Source organism: Ochrobactrum sp. 19YEA23 (genome assembly GCF_029909865.1).
Classification (GTDB): domain Bacteria; phylum Pseudomonadota; class Alphaproteobacteria; order Rhizobiales; family Rhizobiaceae; genus Brucella; species Brucella gambitense.
Genome location: NZ_JASAMQ010000001.1, coordinates 1,236,116 through 1,251,980 on the forward strand (window position 1 = coordinate 1,236,116; position 15,865 = coordinate 1,251,980).

Genomic DNA, 15,865 nt, shown 5'->3' on the forward strand with positions numbered 1-15,865 from the left:
CTGGCTCCTTGCTGGCTGATTCCTGAAATCCATAACAAAAAGCGGGCCCGAAAGCCCGCTTTTCCGTAGGTCAGAAGCGATGAACGCGGGTTCTTGGCGCGTTAGAAGTTAACCGCAAGGTTCACTTTGAATGCGTGGTCCTGCGCTTTATTTGCGAATTGCCCCCGATAATGCAATCCGAGAGACGTGTTGTGCGTCAGATTGAAATCAAGACCGGCTTGCGCGTAGAACAGATTGCGGTCGAGAGGCAATCCGGCAACCACAAAACCAGACTCATTTCCAAAGCTCAACATTGTCTCCGGTTGCGTATAGCTATTGTGCTGCCAGCCGAGAGCGAGCCTCGCATTGACGCTGGTATTCTCGGAGATCGCATAATTGTTCGAAAGACGGATGCCGAGATAGTTGCTCAACAGGCTGCTGGTTGCTCCAGAGCCGGAGAGGGCGGACACGGCCTCGTTTTCAGTGAAGCCATTCGTTTTGGCATAAGCGTAGGAAATCCCCGCGAAGGGTTCCAGCAGCACCAGTCTGGTGCCGATATTGTAACCCAGCTCGGCAAAGCCCTGGAAACTGCTGGCCTTGTAACTCGCGCGATTATCATTAGCGATTTCGCTGAAGCGGATCGTGCGGCGGCTATCAATGTCATGCAGATTGGCATTGCCGCCGAAGGTCAGATTGAAGTTCTTCCATGCATAGCCGCCATAGGCACCCACCTGAAAGCTATCGATCTTCGCAGACGACAGGCCACTATTGAGCGAGGATTGCATGTAACCAGCGAACATCCCCAATTGCCAGTTGTCGGACACCTCGCCGTCAATGCCGGTTATGAAGCCGGTAGCACTACGGCTCATGCCCTGCGCTTCGCCGTCGCTTTGGAAATGCGCTGTGGAATTATAGGCCTGTCCCCAAACACCGTTCTTGAGCGGCACATCGAGCGCATTCGCCGAATGGGTGAAACGGCTGCCGGACAGACCATTCATACGCTGCATCACCGCTTCGCGAGGCAGTTGAGTGTCATAAAGAAGCGAGGTCAGCGTGGATGCGTAAATGTCGCCGGACAGCTCGGTATAGGCTTCCGACAAATTGTCCTCCACCCGTGACGTCAAAACGTTCTTGTAGAGCTTGTTGTCGTGGCCGAGCGCCTGCAATGCGTCGGCAACATTTCGTTGCTGATTGCCTGCCGCGTATACTGAGAACCTTTTTTCTTGCTTTACAAAGGTGACCCCAACTTCATTCTGTTTATAATCAAGCTCTTCACCGATGAAATTATATGTCGGTGAAACCTTGTTGAAGCGCCCCGTGATGCCATTGTCTGCTTTCAGGAAGACGCTGCTTTTGCCCAATCTTGCGATGATCTCGTCAACAGTCAGCGGTACGCGCTTCTTGTCGCCGTCAAACACGACACCACCCGCAAGCTGCGCTCGATTGCTGCCATAGAGCAGGGATGTGCTGCCATCGGTACCCACTCCGATATCGAGAGTGCTGCCGTCTTTCAGGTCTATGTCGCCATTGGCTTTCAATGTCTTCGTGCCGGATGTGCGGAAATCGCCCGGCGCGACATGAGCACCATTTCCCGCTGTTATATCTCCGGTAAAGCCGGTGCCGCTTAGCGTGCCGCCGGAATGAACCAGAACCGGCGAGGTAATCGAACCGTTGACCATCAATTCGCCTGCGTAGATGTCCGTCGCCCCTTTATAGCTGCTCTGGCCGTTAAGGACGGTGGTGCCTTGTCCGACCTGCTGTACACGGCCATCGCCGGTAATTTTGCCATCGAAACTGAGCAGATTGCTGCGGTTGAAGGAGAGAAACGCATCCTTCTCCATCAAATCGACATGGCCAATGATGGAGCCGGTTTTACCGCCATTGCCAAGCTCCAGTCCGCCTTCGAGAACGAAGCTGTTGCCGGTATATTTGTTCTCTCCCGTCAGCGTCAGTTTTCCAGACTGCATTTTGTAGAGCGATCTGTTTCCATCCAGATAACCCGCTACGATTTTATCGGATGTAGGGAAGAAAAAATTGCGCTCGGTTTTGAACAATCCATCGGGAGACCGGACGTAGAAACCCGCCAGATCCGGGTTGGACCAATATTCCCGCATATAGTTGGCGATGTAATTGTGTGTGCGAGTTGTCGGATGAATATCATCCCAGAAGACATATTCGTTCTGTAATGCCGAGCCTCGCGGCTGATTCAAGCATGAGGGTGTGTTTACACAATCGCCGGTCGCATTTGAGAAGCCGAAAACGTCGGGATGTTTCACAACCATATCGAGCACGTTGCCTATCTGGGGAGCGTAGACCACGGCATCCGGGTGTTTTCTCCTGAACGCGGCGATACTGTCGGCAATGGCGTGATTGAAATCGTTTGTTGCTGCTTTCGATGGGATGCCGGGTGAGTTTGCGTAGCGCGGAACTTTTGAAAAGTCAGGTAAGTCAGGTACCAGAAACTGCCGCGCGCCAGCCCGATAGAGGCGTTCAAGCGCATTGGATAATTCATTGCCGCTATACGCCGCCTTTTCTCGGGTGGAATCGCCATCGTCAAGTGCCTCCATGGCGTCATTGCCGCCTGCCCATAAGGAGACGATGCTGTGAGGGGAGATGGCATTCTTCCCGTGAATGAACTCATTCACCTCGTCCGCAATAGAGGGGATTATCCATGATTTCGGACGGCCGGCACTCTGATATTTCGTTCCACCGATGGCGTAGTTGACGTTGATGTCGCGGTTTGGGGTGTTGTCACCAAAATCGTCGGTACGGATCCGAACTGCTACGAATTTGGTGCCTCGCTTTTGGTTTCGGAAGAGATATTCGTTCCAGACGCGACCGTTGCTGAATCGTCCATCAGTCGTAACGTGTCCGGTGAGTGCCATGACATGATCATCAAACGTACCGTTATCGCTTAAGCTGTCGCCGAAGATGATAGCTCTGTTGAAATAGGTTCTCTCGTCATTATCGGTTATGCTCTGGGAATAAGCTGCCGACGAAAATAAGAGTTGAGATAAAGCGAATGAGGTCAATAAAAGATTGACTCTCTTATTTGAAATGAACGTCAAAATATGTATCCAAAAAAATAATAAACAAAAATACTAATGATAAATATGGAAATATATAAGTTTACTGTAAATTAGCCTCCTGTGAATAGGGATCGGAGGGTCGCAGAAACCAAAAAAGCGAGCCTTGCGGCTCGCTTTTTTGCATATCAAGACGACAGGAATATTACCGTCTGGAAACGTAACCCCAAGCACCGGAGCGCTTGGGTAATTTTTAAACGGGCCAGCTCTTCGAGAACTGGCCCTAAGCGGATTAGCGCTTCGAGAACTGGAACGAACGGCGAGCCTTGGCCTTACCGTACTTCTTACGTTCAACAACGCGGCTATCGCGGGTCAGGAAGCCACCCTTCTTGAGAACCGTGCGCAGGCCCGGTTCGTAGTAGGTGAGGGCCTTCGAGATACCGTGACGAACGGCGCCAGCCTGACCGGACAGGCCGCCACCAGCAACGGTAGCAACGATGTCGAACTGGCCAGAGCGGTTCGAAGCGATGATCGGCTGCTGAAGGATCATCTGCAGGACCGGACGTGCGAAATACTTTTCGAATTCCTTGTCGTTGACGGTGATCTTGCCGGAACCCGGCTTGACCCATACGCGTGCAACGGCGTCCTTACGCTTGCCGGTGGCATAAGCGCGGCCCTGTGCGTCCAGCTTCTGGACGTGAACCGGAGCGGCAGCTTCGGTCTTGGCAACAGTGCCGAGTTCTTCGAGCGAGTTGAGCTGCTCAGCCATGATTATGCATTCCCTTTGTTCTTGCGGTTCAGCGCTGCGACGTCGAGGACTTCCGGCTGCTGAGCTTCATGCTGATGGTTCGGACCTGCATAAACGCGCAGGTTCTTCATCTGGCGACGGCCGAGCGGACCGCGTGGGATCATACGCTCAATAGCCTTCTCGACAACGCGTTCCGGGAAACGGCCTTCGAGAATCTGGCGAGCAGTGCGCTCCTTGATGCCGCCCGGATGGCCGGTGTGCCAGTAATAAACCTTGTCGGTGTACTTCTTGCCGGTCAGAACAACCTTGTCGGCATTGATGATGATGACATTGTCGCCATCGTCAACATGCGGGGTGAAGGTTGCTTTGTGCTTGCCACGCAGGCGATTGGCGACGATAGTTGCGAGACGACCAACGACGAGACCTTCGGCGTCGATCAGTACCCACTTCTTCACCACTTCAGCCGGCTTCTGAGAAAAAGTTGCCATTGAAGTCTTCCTTAGACTAATCCCCGACATTGTATCAGGGCTTTTTTTGTTGCTTGTGTTGGAGCTATCCAACCCGAACGGGCGTGCAAAAGATAAGTTTCGCGCGCTTCCGGCGGGTCGATACACAAACTCTGCCCCGTCGTCAAGCCCCGCCTTTGCGTGATGATTTTAAAATATAAATAAAATCAATGGCTTATATATTTGGTATTATAATACCTTATGTTTTTTAACGCGGCGGGATCGAATAGGTCGCTGTCGCATGGGCCACGAGTTCATCGGTCACACCATCGGTCAGGCTGATATCGAGAACGGCGAGACGTTTTCCAAGCTTCAAAAGTCGCGCAACCGCTTCCACCGCGCCCGGCGAGGGCTTACGCAGGAAATTGATGTTGAGATTGGTGGTCACCGCCAGCGCGACAGGCCCGATATGCGCCAGAATAGCGGTATAGGCTGCGACATCGGCCAGCGCGAAAAGGGCAGGACCGGAGACCGTGCCACCGGGACGCAGATGTTGCTCGTCAGCGTGAAGGCGCATCGTGGCGGAGCCTTCGTCAATTGCAACAATCTCGAAACTGTCACCAAGCTGCGGAAATTCGCGCTTCATGAATGCGCGCAGGTCCTCGATGTTCATTGAAAGTTGATTTGAGTGTGACAATTGCTGGAGAGCCTTAATCGCTATCTAAACGAATATGAAACTTAGAGCTTGAAATTTAATAGGAATAGGAAAGGTTGAACGCAAGCCAAAGTGTTTTTGCGGAGGGATTATGGCACGACTAGTTAACTTCGAACGCGGTCACTTGGATAGGTTTCAGCTACATGATCCTATCGACGCAAAATATTATGTGCACGAACTGGATGGACGCAAAATGCTCCAGTTATCAACATTCGGTCGAACGTCGAGGCAGATTCCGGGTAAAGTTAGTCAGACCATCCAAATGGATGAGGATGCCGCAAAAGAACTATATATTCTTTTGAAAGAGACATTTGATTTTTGATTGGATAGACGATGACATCTCAAATCGCAGACAGCAAGATTCGCGATATTCTCCAATCGGTCAAAACAATTGCGCTTCTTGGCGCTTCGCCGAAGCCTGAACGGCCGAGCAATGGCGTGATGGAGTTTCTGCTTGCCAAGGGCTATCATGTTATTCCGGTCAATCCGGGGCAGGTCGGCAAGGAAATCCATGGTCAGCGCGTCGTGGGCCGTCTGGCCGATATTGAAGAGCCCGTGGATATGGTTGACGTGTTTCGGGAAGCTTCTTCGCTGCCGGGCATTGTCGATGAGATTCTTGCGATGAAACAGCGTCCTTCGGTTTTATGGGCGCAGCTCGGCGTTGTTCACGAGGAAGCGGGCAAACGTGCCGAAGAAGCCGGGCTGAAAGTCGTCATGGATCGTTGTCCGGCTATCGAATATCCGCGTTTGATCGGATAACCGTTTGAAGTCGAAATAAATTTCTGCGTTTTGGTACGGGTCGAAAAATTCCTCCTTTGCTTTCTTTTGGGCAAAGCCTAACGTCCGCTCTCAAAGAGTGGCATTCGTTATCAGGAGGAATAAATGTCCAAACGCTCACCCGGCATAGAAACACTGGCCGTTCACGCAGGCGCAAAGCCGGATCCGACGACGGGTGCACGTGCAACGCCGATCTATCAGACAACATCTTTCGTGTTCGAAGATGCGGATCATGCCGCCGCCCTGTTCGGTCTTCAGGCGTTCGGCAATATCTATACGCGCATTACCAATCCGACGACGGCAGTGCTGGAAGAGCGCATCGCAGCACTTGAAGGCGGCACGGCCGCCGTCGCAACGGCATCGGGGCATGCCGCGCAGCTGCTCGTTTTCCACACGCTGTTGCAGCCCGGCGATAATTTCGTCGCTGCACGCCAGCTTTATGGCGGCTCGATCAACCAGTTCGGCCAGTCGTTCAAATCATTTGGTTGGCAGGTGCGCTGGGCCGATGCCTCCAACCCAACCGATTTTGCCAAGCAGATCGACGGCAAGACGCGCGCTATCTTCATTGAAAGCTTCGCCAATCCGGGCGGCATTGTCGTGGATATCGAAGCGATTGCCGAGATCGCCCATAAGCATGGTCTGCCGCTGATCGTCGACAACACGCTGGCTTCGCCTTATCTCGTGCGCCCGATTGAACATGGTGCAGATATTGTCGTGCATTCGCTGACCAAGTTTATCGGCGGTCACGGCAATTCCATGGGCGGTATTCTCATTGACGGCGGAACCTTCGATTGGGCGAAGTCGGGCAATTATCCGCTTCTGACCGAACCGCGCCCGGATTATGCCGGTCTGGAACTGCACAAGACCTTCGGTAATATCTCTTTTGCCATTGCGGCCCGTGTGCTGGGTCTTCGCGACTTCGGTCCGGCGATTTCTCCGTTCAATGCGTTCCAGATCCTGACTGGTGTTGAAACCCTGCCGCTCCGCATGCAACGTCACTGCGATAATGCGCAGAAGGTTGCGACCTGGCTGCATGGCCATGAGAAGGTGTCCTGGGTGAACTATGCCGGTCTGCCGCAAGACAAATATCATGCGCTTCAGCAGAAATATTCGCCCAAGGGCGCGGGCTCGGTTTTCACCTTCGGTCTCAAGGGCGGCTATGACGCAGGTGTGAAATTCGTAGACAGCCTCGACCTGTTCTCGCTGCTGGCCAATATTGGCGATACCCGCTCGCTGGTTATCCATCCGGCTTCCACCACGCATCGCCAGCTAAGCGACGAGCAGAAAGTGGCGGCTGGTGCTGGACCGGATGTCGTGCGTCTGTCCATCGGCATCGAGGATGCCGACGATATCATCGCCGATATCGAACAGGCTCTGGCCAAGGTCTGATCCGATGAGCCGGTTTCTCGACTTTGACCTGACGGGCATTAAACCAGAGGAGGGCGCTCCCTTGCCGGAGCGCGTTCTTTCCGGCGATCCCAAATTCCGGACATGGAATTTGGAAGAAAATGCCGAGGGCACGCTCTTTGCCGGCATATGGGAAAGCACGCCCGGAAAATGGCGAATTGAATATGACGAATGGGAGTTCTGTCACATTCTGTCTGGCCGCTCCATTGTGAGCGAGGAGGGCGGAACGAGCCGGGAAGTCAAGGCCGACGACAGTTTCGTCATCCGTCCGGGCTTCAGGGGTAGTTGGGATGTGCTGGAAACCACCCGCAAGGAATATGTGATCAAGCTCTGACAAAAGAAAAGGCTGCGAAACTCGCAGCCTTTTTGATTCTTGTCTTACCGCGGCTCATCGCCTCGCGGACGGATATAGGCGCGGGGCCTGTTGTTTCCCGAGGGCCTTGCTTCCGGGCGCGGTTGCGATGCGCGTTCAGCTTGTGGCGGACGAGGCCGTTCACCCTGCGGCGGGCGTGGACGATCCGGTCTGTTATAGTCCGGGCGACGGTCGCGATCACGATAACGGTAATCGCGGTAGCGCGAGTCTCGATAATAGCGCGGATAATTGCGATAATAACCGCCGCTGTCATAAACGACACCAGTGCCGATATAGCTGCCCTGTACATAATAAGGGTCGTAATAGCCGCCGCCATAATAGCCTTCGGACACGCACCCGGTGAGCGTTAGTCCCGATATGCCAATGCCAACGGCGATCAGAAGTGATTTTAATGACATGGCTGTCGCTCCTTGAAAGGCCGAAAACGGCGTGCATTGGCGCACCGTTTTTCAGCGAACTCTATTCACTTGGTATTATGCCGAAAGGGATTCAAGCGGCAAAATCAATAAAGATTGCAGAATGATAGCTATTTCACGAAGCTCGAATTTCTAACGTCTGCCCGAATAGGTGCAACATATGAGGATCGAACGTTCAGGCAAACAAAAACCCCGCACTGGGCGGGGTTCGCTTTTGACAGAGGCGGAGCTTACTTGGGGAGCTGCGCGCCAGCCTGCTTCACAGCATCAGCCATGGTCTGGCACAGCTTTTCTTCGGAAATATTCTGCGCCTTTGCGCTGGTGGCAATATCCTGCTCCATACCCATGACAGAAACCTTGCCCTGTTTGCCAGTTTCTTCCGCAGCTTCAGCCTTGGAGGTGTCGGCCGGAGGGGGGATCATTCCGAGCAGCTTGTTCTGGATTTCAATGGCTGCACCATCTGTATAGCCCTTGTCCTTGCAATAGGTCAGCACGCCAAGCTGATTACGGGCAGCGCTGTAAGCCATTTCCATCTGCTCGGGTGTGGCCTGCGCGAAGGCTGCCGTGAGATTTGCCCCTAGAAACAGGCCAGTCAAAGAAACGCGAATGACATTACGCATTATAATTCCTCTCCATGATTCAAATGCATGGCGAGATAAGGCGATTTTCCCAATTGGGAAAATTCAAGAAAGATTAATTAGTGAAATGTAATATAAAGGAATTAATTTCTTTCGATTTTTAAATCGGCGTCATACTTGCCCTTTAGGCTAGCGGCACCGCTATGCTTAGGCCGAGATGCACTATGTTTCGATGACGCATACAGCGATGCCCACCTCTTTTTTCATAGAAAGCACGGGTAATATTCATTCAGCTGGCTAAACTGCGGGCACTGATCACCTGTAAAAACCGGTCGTTTTGGAAAAATGGTCGAAACTGTGAGAATTGACAAAATTTGCTCTTGCGCTTGGCGCGCGAATTGCCTAAACGGCTCTCACGCGACTGACAAATCAGTCGGGCGATTAGCTCAGTTGGTAGAGCGCTTCGTTTACACCGAAGATGTCGGGAGTTCGAGTCTCTCATCGCCCACCATTCTTTCCCTTTGAAATCATTTATAAACCTTGCATTCCCGGCCTTTTTGTCCATTTTGACGTTACAAAACACGTTACAAAATGGACTTTCAACATGGCGGGAAAAATCCGGTATTTATTGAACAGAGACGGACGCTACTTTGCGCGCCTCACCGTCCCGCCCGACCTACGCGAATATCTGCAAGGCGACGATAAAGGTAAGCGCGAACTGCGAGAGCCTTTAGGTGGAGATCGCCGCATAGCGCTTAAATTACTCCCCGGCGTTGTCGCGGACATTCAGGCTAGAATTGGAATAGCGGAAGCTAATCGCGCTAGGGCGACCGCCACAGCGTTCAACGCAATGCGCTATCCAATGTCGATTGAAGGGATAGCGCAGCGGCATTATCAGAAATTGCTCACCTTGGATGATCAGTTGCGCATGAGCGATCCACGCTTTGCGTCGATAGGTTTTGATGACGTTTGGATTGAGAACCTACGCGACGGGATCGCCGGACGCCTAAACGATGATCAGTTAGATAAGCTGATCGGCGGGCATATCGAGAGATACCGCGTGTCCGGCAACACAGACGTGAAGAAAGGCTCGGAGGAGTGGCGCAAGCTCGCAATGGCAATTTGTATTGCGGAATATGAAGGTGAGTCACGATCAGCAGAACGCAACGAAGGGGTGTTTAACGGAGAACCAGAGCACCCGATGCTTGTGAAGGCGATTGCAGCGGAGGAGGAAAAGCAGCCTGATATCGCGGTCCGCACCTTTAGCCAGATCATTGACGACGAAGTGAAGCGTCGGTCACGTGGTAAAGATGCCAAGCCAATTTCAGAGCGCAGCGTGAAGAAATACCGCGACAACTGCAAAGAGTTTGCGAAGCACCGCAAGTCAGACAATGCGGCGACCGTCACCGCCATTGAAGGCAAACGGTGGATTGAATCTATGCAGGATGCAGGGGAAAACGGTAATCGTACCGTGAAGGCGAAATTTCAGAATGTTGTTACGGTTCTGAATTGGGAACGTAAACGCGACCTTGAAAATTTCTTCCCTTTAAGCAATCCGCTATCAGCCGTTCAAAAGCCGAATTTTGATGCGGACCCATCCTATTTGAGCGCCTACACACTTGATGAGGCAAAGCTTGTCCTGAAAGCAGCGCGTAAGGAAGAATTGCCTATGTTCCGCTGGATACCTTGGCTCTGCGCTTATTCCGGTATGCGTATCAGTGAGGCTGGGCGGCTTGAAAAAGGGGATTTTTTTAAATCTGGCGACCGATGGTTTTACAAGGTCACAAAGGTAGGCGGTCGATCTTTGAAGAATAGTAGCAGTGAACGCCGCATTCCAGTTCATACGGCGCTTATTGATGAGGGATTTATCAAATTCATGGAAGCGTCACCGGAAGGCCGCTTATTCCGTGGAAAGACAAAGGACATAATCGACCCGCAGCCGCGTGTCAGTGAGTGGATACGAAAATTAATCCCTATGAGCATTCACCCCGAATTAATGCCTAACCATGGCTGGCGACACCTGTTTGAAGATTTTTGCAGGCGCGACCGCGTACAGGAAGAGGCTAGATTTTACATGGTAGGTAGAACTAGCGGCGGCTCACATGAAGCTTATGGGCGAAGCGAGGTAATGCTCCCCGGCTTGGCCGCACAGATGGATCAAATACAGCCCATCGATTTAGATAACAAGAATTGATGTAATCGGCAAAATGAATCACTGTTATTGATATTTAGGATTCACAACGAATCTCAAGTGTGAGAGAATAAGTCATGTTCAAAGGCATGGTTTAAAGTTGTGTTGCGTACAAATGTTAGCCGCGTATTTAAGGCACTAGGTTTTTCACTGGAAAAGAAAGCATACACGCTGAATAATCCAGATATCTATCCATTGTTTGGTATTACTCCAACTGTAAGCGGTATGAACGTTGGTGGCGAAAAAGCCATTAGCGTTCCTGCCGTCTTACAGGCGGTTCGTCTTATTGCAGAAAACATTGCATCACTACCTTGCAAGCTCTATCACGACCTTGAGCAAGGTAAGACGCAGGCCAAAGAACATACAGCACACCGGATCGTTCATAACCGCGCCAATGGCTGGACAAGCGCCGGTCAGCTTCGCGCCGACTTGACACGCGATGCATTGATTCATGGTGGCGGTTTTGCAAAAGTTGTACGGGCATCCGATGGCAGGCCGCTTGAGCTTGTCCGCCTGAAACCCGGCACCGTTTCCATCCATGAGGATAGCCTCGCCGACCTTCCGCCGATCTATCGCGTATCGGAAGCAGGCGGCACCGTTGATTATCCACACACCGAAATTCTGGACATTCGGCCCTTTGGTAGCAGATCGCCGGTTTCGCTCGGCAAGGAAGCAATCGGCTTATCCGCTGTTCTGGAACAACACGGCGCTAATCTCTTTAAAGGCGGCGCCCGCCCGCCTGCCGTTCTATCCCGCGACAAGGCTATTCCCTCCGATCCCGCAGTAGGTGAGCAGAGCCTGAAAACCCTCAAGAGCCGCTTTCAGGCCGCACAGAGCGACGGTTTCAAGGTTCCGCTCATTCTCGATGACGGCTGGAACTATAACCAGATGGCGCTCACCTCGACAGACGCGCAATTTCTTGAAAATCGTACATTCCAGATTGCGGACATTGCCCGGATTTTCGGCGTCCCGCCCCATATGCTGTTTGAGCTATCCCGCGCCACTTGGAGCAATAGCGAAGAAATGGCCCGCTCATTCCTGCAATTGTGTCTCCGGCCTTGGCTGGATCGCTGGCAGGATGCTTATGCGACCGTCCTACTGTCCGAAGACGAACAGGACGAATATTCGTTTGAATTTGTCATTGATGACCTTCAACGCGCCGATACCGCGACCCGTACCGATAGTTTCGGCAAGCTGGTTGCATCGCGCATCATGACGCCAAATGAAGCCAGAGCCGCCATGAACATGCCGCCGCTTCCCGGTGGCGATGAACTGGCGAACCCTTACACTTCCGTTTCCGGTCCGAAGACCATCCAAAATAACAAGGATGATCCGAATGACCGATCAGACACAGACGGCCAGCCCGCTTAAAGCGGCACAGACCGCCGCCATTCTCAAAGCGGATCGCAGCGAGGCGAAAGCCTACCGCGAGGAAAAGCGCAAGCTGTTTGCAACTTCATATGCCAATCTTGAGCGGAGTTTGCGCCGATGATTACCGCTTTCATTGGCGATAGCGAGCGGTCGCTGAAAATCGTACCAGAGCATATCGAACAACTGGAAAAGCTGACCGGCTCGGCCATTGGCGTTCTGTATGGCCGCGTCATGAGCGCTCAATTCCACTTCAAAGACCTTCTAACGATTGTCCGGCTCGGCTTGATCGGCGGCGGCACCCCAGATCGCGAGGCGTTCGATCTTGTTGACGCTTACGTCAAGACACGTCCGGTAATGCAGACCCTGCCGATTGCGCTTGATATTTTGGAATTGCTTTGGAGCGGCGAAACCGTGTCCGGCGATGATGACCAGCAAGAGGCCGCGTAATGGAAAAAATCGAGATCAAAGCCGATGTTTCCATAGATGACGCTGGAACCGTGACCGGGATCGCATGGCCGTTTGGCAAGCCTGACAGCATTGGCGACCTGATAGAGCCGACCGCGTTCAAATTCGCGCCAGAAATCCCGATGCTGGTTGAACATGATGGCGGTCAAGTTGTCGGCGTCTGGAAATCCTATGCTGTCACTGACAAGGGGCTTGAAGTGAAAGGCCGCTTATTTGTCGAAGGCTCGGAGCCAGCCCGCGCAGCGCGCCAGCATTTAAAGGCCCGCAGCATGTCCGGCCTTTCCATTGGTTACATGAACAACGGATTTAAGGCTCGACCTGAAGGCGGTCGTGTCCTGACAGATATTACCGTCGCAGAAATCAGCCTTTGCCGCCGTCCGATCCATCCGAACGCGGGAATTATCGAAGTTAAAAGCGCCGTTGGTGGAGCGGCATTCCATACTCAAAAGGATAATTTCTCTATGGAAAACGAAGCTATTGAAATCGTGCCCGAAGCCAAGGCCGATCCGGTTATCGACCAGAAGTCCTTTGACGCCATGAAAGCGCGTCTGGACAGGCTCGAAGCCAAAGCGCACCGCCCGCAGCCTTCGAATAACAATCATCCTCGCGGCACGAACGATAATGGCGACATTGAGCGCAAGGCGTTCGTAGACTTCGCCCGTTATGGCGTCGAACACATGGAACAGAAGGCTGTCGCAGCCCTGACCGTTTCGCAGGACTCCCGCGCGGGTTATCTGGCACCGGAAGCCTTCGCAAACGAAATCCTGACGAAGATCACGGAATACTCGCCTATTCGCCAGTATGCGCGCACGATGGCAATTTCGACCTCTGAGATCAAGATTCCTCGCAAAGTCACCGGCACCGGCGCATTTTGGGTTGAGGAAATCGCAGACCGCGAACAGACCGATATGACCTTTGAACAGGTTACGTTGGCACCTCACGAACTGGCGACCTACGTTGACGTGTCGAACCAGCTTCTGGAAGACAACGCCTATAATCTGGAAGGCGAGTTAGCTGCCGATCTCGCAGAAGCATTTGGCAAGGTTGAAGCTACGGCCTTTGTATCTGGCGACGGCACCGGCAAGCCAAAGGGGCTTCTGGCAACCGGAACCGGCATTGCAGAAGTGAAGACCGGCAACGCCGCCACGCTCGGCACCGATCCAGCCGCAACAGTTATCGGCATGTTCCATTCGGTCCCGTCTATCGTGGCACAGAACGGCGTTTGGTTGATGAACCGCAAGACGCTCGGCATGTTGCGCACCCTCAAGGACGACACAGGCCGTTTCATCATGCTTGATCCGATTACGGAAGGCGCACCGGCAACCTTGCTTGGCCGTCCTATCGTGGAAGCCGTAGACATGCCGGACGTAGCAGCGAACGCTATTCCGATCATGTTTGGCGACCTGTCCGGCTATCGCATTGTTGACCGCGTTGGTTTCTCGATGCAGCGCAACCCGTACACGCTCGACATTAAAGGTCAGGTTCGTTTCACGGCACGTAAGCGCGTTGGCGCAGACGTTACGAACCCTGACCGCTTCCTTAAGCTCAAGGTAGCAGCCTAACCATGAACAAGCAGCGCGCAAAAAACCATGCGTTGAACAGCGTGAAGGCCCTCAAGCCTTCCTTGCGCGCCGCTTTGCATCTTGTGCAGGAATTTGGCGACCTAGCAGCCGTCCTTTCCGATATCCAGATCGGCAAGGTAGGCACATTGGCGAAAATCGTTCTGATCGCCAGTGGCAGGAAAAACCACGCCAGATTCTTGCACGGGATCGCAGTTTATGGCGCAAAGCACATTGCAGCTTTGCAGCCTTATTTCGTTGCCTTCATTTATGGCCTGATTGCAGACGTTCCGGCCCTGTCTGGCGCGCCGGACACGCCACAGCCTGACACAGATCAGCCCGCACAGACGCCCGAAGCTTATTATCTTCGCCTATTCCAGATCGGAACCGGCGTCCTAGGCTGGACCCCTAAGCAGACATGGAAAAGCACCCCGACAGAAATCACCCTGGCATATCGTGGCAGGGCCGAATTTGTTGCCGACATTCTGAAATCCGTATTCGGCACGACCGACGAAAAGCAAAACCTCACCCCGGTCACAAAAGAAGCCCTCGACACTCTTATCAACAGCGGCAAGCACGATCCGAAGTTAGATCGCGCCGCCCTCGATGGCCTGAGAGCAGCGATATGACGGGCATTCCTCGCATATGCGCCTGCAATAACGTTGTGCCTCATGGCGAGCTATGCGCCTGCCAGCGCAAGCAGCAGCAGGAACGCAAAGCCAAGCACGACCGCAACAGACCCACCGCAGCACAGCGCGGCTATAATCATGTGTGGCGTAAAGCCCGCGCTGAATACCTCGCCATGCATCCTTATTGCGGCATGCCCGGGTGCGGCAAGCCAGCTTCCGTAGTGGATCACATACAGCCGCACCGTGGAAACAAAGAACTCTTTTGGTGGCGTGGCAATTGGCAACCGCTTTGCCAGCCTTGCCATGACCGTCACAAGCAGCGGCAGGAAAGGGGCACATGATGCGCCCCAATCAGTTTTACATGGGCCAGTATTTTACTACTAGCGCGATGATACCGGCTACAAAACCAAGACTAATGGTAAGTTCCAATTTGGTTTTTTTGGCGCGGTTCTCGTACTTGAAGGTAAGCATTCAGAACCTCTTGCTTTGCGCTCAGTTTCATCATGCTTCCTTTCTGCAAGCCAAATTGTCGCTTGCGTTCGTCGTTAATAATAAAATGACTTCGATGCATTTCCCCTCGCGCGGGTTAAGGATTAGGCCCTCCGATGCGGACGGCCCGGCGGATACTGTCCCATTTCAATGGAAAACAGTGGCTCAGCCCCCCGAAAGAGTCCAAACCGATTTGAGTTTCAACAGAGCGATAACAAACGTCAAACACTTACTTAAGAGGAGCGGTGTTTAGCCACATCATTATTAAGAGCCGCCGATCTTGGGCCGGGCGGGGCCTCTCATCTTTCATGGTCTGGAAGGGACCGGCGCGGGGAACACTTTACAAGAGATACCCAAAATAACTTTTTCAATTGGTAATTTAAGGAATTTTTAAAATGGCAGTTGTGCCGCTTACATTGGCGAAAGCCCATATGAACATTGTCGGTAACGACGATGACGAATTGATCACGCAATATCTCGACGCCGCCGAAGAATGGATTACCGACTTCACCGGCAAGCCTATTCCCGATCCTGCACCGGCATCGCTTAAACAAGCGATCCTCATGATTGCCGGCCACTGGTACGAGAACCGCGAGGCAACGACAGTAGGTATTGCCGCCGCGACCCTGCCGCTCGGCGTTATGAACATTCTCCGAAATCACCGTGATTACAGCCTTGGACAAGAGGATTCTTGAC

General features: G+C 52.9%; 18 protein-coding genes and 1 tRNA gene. 13 read left to right on the forward strand and 6 right to left on the reverse strand.

What is annotated here, in order from left to right; all coding sequences use genetic code 11:
- Nucleotides 1-101 precede the first annotated feature (101 nt).
- The 4 genes from QBD01_RS05740 to QBD01_RS05755 form a co-directional block, all read right to left on the reverse strand.
- A complete protein-coding gene (locus tag QBD01_RS05740) occupies nucleotides 102-3,047 on the reverse strand; it encodes an autotransporter domain-containing protein (protein ID WP_280991947.1) in 2,946 nt (981 codons plus the stop codon).
- Nucleotides 3,048-3,297: 250 nt separating this feature from the next.
- Complete coding sequence (rpsI, locus tag QBD01_RS05745; protein WP_280991948.1) at nucleotides 3,298-3,774, reverse strand: 30S ribosomal protein S9; 477 nt, start codon at nucleotides 3,772-3,774, stop codon at nucleotides 3,298-3,300.
- 2 nt (nucleotides 3,775-3,776) lie between these two features.
- Complete coding sequence (gene rplM / locus QBD01_RS05750) at nucleotides 3,777-4,241, reverse strand: 50S ribosomal protein L13 (protein ID WP_182520259.1); 465 nt, start codon at nucleotides 4,239-4,241, stop codon at nucleotides 3,777-3,779.
- Between the two features lie 226 nt (nucleotides 4,242-4,467).
- Nucleotides 4,468-4,872, reverse strand: coding sequence for a PaaI family thioesterase (locus tag QBD01_RS05755; protein WP_280991949.1), 405 nt, complete (start codon nucleotides 4,870-4,872; stop codon nucleotides 4,468-4,470).
- A gap of 133 nt (nucleotides 4,873-5,005) precedes the next feature.
- Between QBD01_RS05755 and QBD01_RS05760 the strand changes: the two genes are divergently transcribed.
- From QBD01_RS05760 to QBD01_RS05775, 4 genes are all read left to right on the forward strand, one after another.
- The gene (locus QBD01_RS05760; RefSeq protein WP_280991950.1) at nucleotides 5,006-5,236 is read left to right on the forward strand and encodes a methionyl-tRNA formyltransferase; all 231 of its coding nucleotides are present in this window, start codon (nucleotides 5,006-5,008) and stop codon (nucleotides 5,234-5,236) included.
- 11 nt (nucleotides 5,237-5,247) lie between these two features.
- Nucleotides 5,248-5,673: a CoA-binding protein gene (locus tag QBD01_RS05765; protein WP_280991951.1), complete on the forward strand. Its 426-nt coding sequence runs from the start codon at nucleotides 5,248-5,250 to the stop codon at nucleotides 5,671-5,673.
- 123 nt (nucleotides 5,674-5,796) lie between these two features.
- Entirely contained in the window at nucleotides 5,797-7,080 is a 1,284-nt protein-coding gene (locus QBD01_RS05770) for an O-acetylhomoserine aminocarboxypropyltransferase (protein ID WP_280991952.1), read from the forward strand.
- A gap of 4 nt (nucleotides 7,081-7,084) precedes the next feature.
- Nucleotides 7,085-7,432, forward strand: coding sequence for a cupin domain-containing protein (locus QBD01_RS05775; protein WP_280991953.1), 348 nt, complete (start codon nucleotides 7,085-7,087; stop codon nucleotides 7,430-7,432).
- A 44-nt stretch (nucleotides 7,433-7,476) separates the two neighbouring features.
- Here QBD01_RS05775 and QBD01_RS05780 read toward each other — a convergent pair whose 3' ends face one another.
- Together QBD01_RS05780 and QBD01_RS05785 are read right to left on the reverse strand one after the other, a co-directional pair.
- The gene (locus QBD01_RS05780) at nucleotides 7,477-7,869 is read right to left on the reverse strand and encodes a hypothetical protein (protein WP_280991954.1); all 393 of its coding nucleotides are present in this window, start codon (nucleotides 7,867-7,869) and stop codon (nucleotides 7,477-7,479) included.
- Nucleotides 7,870-8,117: 248 nt separating this feature from the next.
- Nucleotides 8,118-8,507, reverse strand: coding sequence for a pore-forming ESAT-6 family protein (locus tag QBD01_RS05785; RefSeq protein ID WP_280991955.1), 390 nt, complete (start codon nucleotides 8,505-8,507; stop codon nucleotides 8,118-8,120).
- A 393-nt stretch (nucleotides 8,508-8,900) separates the two neighbouring features.
- Between QBD01_RS05785 and QBD01_RS05790 the strand changes: the two genes are divergently transcribed.
- From QBD01_RS05790 to QBD01_RS05830, 9 genes are all read left to right on the forward strand, one after another.
- A tRNA-Val gene (locus tag QBD01_RS05790) sits at nucleotides 8,901-8,976 on the forward strand.
- A 93-nt stretch (nucleotides 8,977-9,069) separates the two neighbouring features.
- A complete protein-coding gene (locus QBD01_RS05795) occupies nucleotides 9,070-10,659 on the forward strand; it encodes an integrase (RefSeq protein ID WP_280991956.1) in 1,590 nt (529 codons plus the stop codon).
- Nucleotides 10,660-10,881: 222 nt separating this feature from the next.
- The gene (locus QBD01_RS05800; RefSeq protein WP_280991957.1) at nucleotides 10,882-12,027 is read left to right on the forward strand and encodes a phage portal protein; all 1,146 of its coding nucleotides are present in this window, start codon (nucleotides 10,882-10,884) and stop codon (nucleotides 12,025-12,027) included.
- On the forward strand, nucleotides 11,993-12,148 hold the full coding sequence (locus tag QBD01_RS05805) for a hypothetical protein (protein WP_280991958.1): 156 nt from the start codon (nucleotides 11,993-11,995) through the stop codon (nucleotides 12,146-12,148). Before QBD01_RS05800 ends, QBD01_RS05805 begins: the two co-directional genes overlap by 35 nt.
- Nucleotides 12,145-12,474, forward strand: a complete 330-nt coding sequence (locus tag QBD01_RS05810) for a gene transfer agent family protein (protein ID WP_280991959.1) — start codon at nucleotides 12,145-12,147, stop codon at nucleotides 12,472-12,474. The genes QBD01_RS05805 and QBD01_RS05810 overlap by 4 nt, the downstream gene beginning before the upstream one ends.
- The gene (locus tag QBD01_RS05815) at nucleotides 12,474-14,054 is read left to right on the forward strand and encodes a phage major capsid protein (protein ID WP_280991960.1); all 1,581 of its coding nucleotides are present in this window, start codon (nucleotides 12,474-12,476) and stop codon (nucleotides 14,052-14,054) included. The genes QBD01_RS05810 and QBD01_RS05815 overlap by 1 nt, the downstream gene beginning before the upstream one ends.
- Nucleotides 14,055-14,056: 2 nt before the next feature.
- The gene (locus QBD01_RS05820) at nucleotides 14,057-14,680 is read left to right on the forward strand and encodes a hypothetical protein (RefSeq protein WP_280991961.1); all 624 of its coding nucleotides are present in this window, start codon (nucleotides 14,057-14,059) and stop codon (nucleotides 14,678-14,680) included.
- Nucleotides 14,681-14,871: 191 nt separating this feature from the next.
- Nucleotides 14,872-15,021 (forward strand): HNH endonuclease, encoded by a 150-nt coding sequence (locus tag QBD01_RS25415; protein ID WP_392391324.1) that lies wholly within the window; start codon nucleotides 14,872-14,874, stop codon nucleotides 15,019-15,021.
- Between the two features lie 543 nt (nucleotides 15,022-15,564).
- Entirely contained in the window at nucleotides 15,565-15,864 is a 300-nt protein-coding gene (locus QBD01_RS05830; protein WP_280991963.1) for a head-tail connector protein, read from the forward strand.
- The last annotated feature ends 1 nt before the right edge of the window (nucleotide 15,865 follow it).